General features: G+C 57.7%; 3 protein-coding genes. 2 read left to right on the top strand and 1 reads right to left on the bottom strand.

Going from position 1 to position 2,837, the window contains the following annotated elements; genetic code table 11:
* Positions 1–230 precede the first annotated feature (230 nt).
* Complete coding sequence (locus L692_RS0108365; protein WP_156940346.1) at positions 231–839, bottom strand: GTP pyrophosphokinase; 609 nt, start codon at positions 837–839, stop codon at positions 231–233.
* Positions 840–1,281: 442 nt separating this feature from the next.
* Here L692_RS0108365 and L692_RS0108370 point away from each other — a divergent pair, with 442 nt between their 5' ends.
* Positions 1,282–2,019, top strand: a complete 738-nt coding sequence (locus L692_RS0108370) for a zinc ribbon domain-containing protein (protein WP_025698917.1) — start codon at positions 1,282–1,284, stop codon at positions 2,017–2,019.
* 36 nt (positions 2,020–2,055) lie between these two features.
* Positions 2,056–2,837, top strand: a 782-nt coding sequence (locus L692_RS0108375; protein WP_025698919.1) for a TrmB family transcriptional regulator, incomplete at its 3' end; no start/stop codon positions are given.

The following is a 2,837-nucleotide window of genomic DNA, read 5'->3' on the forward strand; positions in this document are numbered from 1 at the left end:
CGCGAACGAGGGGCTTGAGCTGATTATGCGGCGCGCGGCCGAAGCCGCCGTCCGCCGGGCGAAAGGCTTGGCCAAATGACCGTATGGACGGCTGATGCAGCGATTTCATCAGGAAGTGAAGCCTGCGCGAAAGAGAAGGACCCCGAGGCAATAAAGGCTGCGCGGGGTCCTTTTTTGAGTCCGATGGCCTTGCGGGAACACTTTTCCCGATTACCGGAATAGACCGTTCGCTAGTTCTCTTTGGCCTGTTCCGCGCTTTCCGACAGCTCCAGAATCTCCCTGCGCAGACGCAGCATTTTCTTGTCCAGCTCGTCGGCGGCGCGTGCGGCGCTCTTCAGCTCTTCGGCCACATGCGGAGGAAGCTGCTGGTCGAATTTGTAGTAGAGAATATGCTCCATGCTTGCCCAGAAGTCCATAGCCAGCGTGCGCAGCTGGATCTCGGCCTTCACCCAGCGGGTCCCTTCCAGCAGAATGAGCGGCACGGCGACAATCACATGCAGGCTCTGATACCCGTTCGGCTTCGGATGGGCGATGTAATCCTTGATTTCCAGCACGCGGATATCCTCCCGGGCGTTGAAATGATCCGCCAGGCGGTATATATCCTTGACAAAGGCGCATACAATCCGCATACCGGCAATATCGTGAATATGTCTTTCAATATTTTCGAAGCTGAAGGCGTGGCCCTTGCGTTCCAACTTTTGCAGGATGCTCTTCGGCTCCTTGATCCGGCGCTTGATATGTTCGATCGGACTGTAACCGTCTCTCATTTTCCATTCGGTACTTAGTGTTTCAATTTTATTCTCCAGCTCGTTCAGGGCGAGGCGGTAGAGGGCGGGCATTTTCTTGAATTCGCCAAGCTGTCTGGACAGGTCTTCATTTAATTCCCAGTGGCCCAAATCCTGCACATGTACCTGCAGTTGCTCCAGTGTCAGCGACTTGCCAATTTGATCTTTCACGGATACTCTCCCGAATGTGCGTATTTATAATCCCCTTTCATTTTAACTGAAGTGATGGGCCGGAAGCAAAAGACGCCAGCTGCATCCAGCCGCAATCCGCCTGGCAACCCGGATTATTTCAGTAATGTACATAAGGCGACAAATAATGAATCTGGCCGTCACATTTGGTATGATAGAGTCATAGTTTCAGGCGGCGCCGGATGCGGCTGCTAATAAGGCATATATGCCCTGGTGGAAACGGATACCTTCCTTAAGGGACGGTGCTGCCGTTTCTTCTTGGCCGGTGCCTCTGTTTTGGCTCACCCATGAGAAGGAGGAACTATCGATGAATCTGTTGCAGCGAATTAAAGACGGGGCCAACCGGGTTAGCGAAAAAGCGCAGAACTCTGTGGAGATCGGCAAGCTGAACAGCGGGATCTCCGATATTGAACGCGAAATGGAAATGGAATTTATGAAGATGGGCAAGCTTTTTTATGAAGGCTACCGTTCCAGGGATTTGACGCTGGCCGAAGGCAAGATGATTGAGCACTCCCGCGCCTGCCTTAGACTTCAGGATAAAATCGACGCTCTGCGCTCGCGCATCGCCGAACTCAAAAATGAACGGCTCTGCAAATGCGGATATATCGTGCCCCTGGACGCCAATTTCTGCCAGCACTGCGGACGCAAGCTGGAACCGGCCGCGGGCGCTGCGGCTCCGGCCTTCCATGAGGAACCGCAGGCGGCCGAGCCGGAGGCGCCGGAGGCGGGCCCCGAGCGGGCGCCGGAAGAGCCTTATGGCTATATGTATATGGAGAGCGAGGAGGAGGAGCTGCCGATTCCGCTGGAGGAATACGCCGGAAACGTGCAGCACTCGAAGAATGAACGCCGAATCGCCGATGAACTGGAGCGGGAGCGGGAAAGGCAGCTTGAGCTTGACCGGCGCATCCGGGATTGGCGCTCGAAGGAGCAGGAAGAAACGGACAGCGATGCCGGCCCGCGCGAGATGATAAAATGCCAGATTTGCCGTGCGGATCTGCCCAAAGGCTCCATGTGGTGTCCCCGCTGCGGATCGGAACAGATTTAGCTTTGGATTCAGCCGGCCTTGGGAGGGGAGAGAGGTATGGAACAATTGCTGCTGCATCTGCGCAGTCTGGGCTTTACGGAAATGGAGTCCAAAATCATGGTGGAGCTGGCGGCGATCGGACAATCTTCCGGATACGAGGTGGCGAAGCGGCTTGGCGTCTCGCGGTCGAATGTGTATGCCGCGCTCCAGCGCCTGACCCAGCAGGGCTATGTGCGCTGCGGCGACGGGGAGCCCGCAAGGTACAGCGTTCTGGCACCGGAAGAGCTGGCCAAGATGATTTCCGGCCGGGTTCAGGCGTCTCTCGCCTTCGTGGAGAGCGAAATGCCGCGCGGCGGCTCGGTCAGCACCACCTTCTATAATGTGGAAGGCGAACGCAATGTGATGGATGCGCTGATCCGCCAGCTGAATGCGGCGGAGCATGAGATCATCGTCGATGTGTGGCGGGAGGAGGCCTCGCTGCTGCGCAGCGAGCTGGAACAGGCCGAGCGCCGGGGCGTGCGGCTGCTGTGGGCGTTCGACGGCGGCAATGCCGCAGGCCCTGGGCTGCCGTGGCCGCCTCTTATGGAGCGTGAGGAAGCCGAGGGGCGGAAATTCTCCTTCGTGGTTGACCGCAGATGGTGCATGCTCGGCATGCGCGGCGGCGAAGGAGAAGGGGCGGCCCAGGCCGTCGTTACGGAGCACCGGGTGCTGGTGGAGCTTCTGCTGGGCCATTTTACTCAGGAAATGGTGCTGTTCGAGCTGGAGCAGGATATGGGGCCCGAGCTGGAACGGCGCTACGGCCACCGCTACGGGAGCATCTACCGCAAATATATCGGCAG

The organism is Paenibacillus forsythiae T98 (assembly GCF_000520735.1).
Taxonomy (GTDB): Bacteria; Bacillota; Bacilli; order Paenibacillales; family Paenibacillaceae; genus Paenibacillus_AQ; species Paenibacillus_AQ forsythiae.